Genomic DNA, 650 nt, shown 5'->3' with positions numbered 1-650 from the left:
GCCGCCCGGCCCAGCCTTCCGCCGCATCGCAGCGACGAGGGCCCGACCGGCGCGGCTGCCGGCCATGACCGGGCCATCCCCCACACCCCCTCACTCCGATCCGCATACGCGATCCGCATACGCCCCACGGATCGGAAGCCACTTCCTGAGCAGTTCAAAGGGGAACTGACCCATGCCTCTTGTCGTAGTAGGAATCAGCGTCCTGGCGCTGCTCTTCCTGATGACCAAGGTGAAGCTGAACGGCTTCATCTCCCTCCTCCTCGTGGCCGTCGCCGTGGCGCTGGTCCGAGGCGTCCCGATGGAGAAGATCCCGGACGTCCTCGGCGAGGGTGTCGGAGGGCAGATCGGCGACACCCTGATCGTCGTCGGGCTCGGCGCCATGCTCGGCCGCGTCATGGGAGACTCCGGCGCCGCCCAGCGAATATCCGGCAAACTCATCGACACCTTCGGCCTTCGCCGGGTCCAGGTGGCCATGGTGGTCACGGCCATGCTGCTGGGTGTGACGATGTTCTACGAGGTCGCCTTCGTGATCATCGTGCCCGTGGCGTTCACCATCGTCCGGGTGACGGGCAAGAACCTGCTGTGGGTCGGCCTCCCGATGTCGATCGCCCTGTCCACCATGCACAGCTTCCTGCCGCCCCACCCCGGCC

1 protein-coding gene is annotated in these 650 nt (G+C 67.1%); it reads left to right on the top strand.

Going from position 1 to position 650, the window contains the following annotated elements:
- Positions 1–172 precede the first annotated feature (172 nt).
- The coding region (locus CCN51_RS51505; protein ID WP_245881890.1) for a GntT/GntP/DsdX family permease at positions 173–650 on the top strand (478 nt) is incomplete at its 3' end.

This window comes from Streptomyces milbemycinicus (genome assembly GCF_002154605.1).
GTDB lineage: Bacteria > Actinomycetota > Actinomycetes > Streptomycetales > Streptomycetaceae > Streptomyces > Streptomyces milbemycinicus.
The sequence above is the reverse complement of the archived record's forward strand: the minus strand, read 5'-3'. Positions and strand labels throughout refer to the sequence as shown.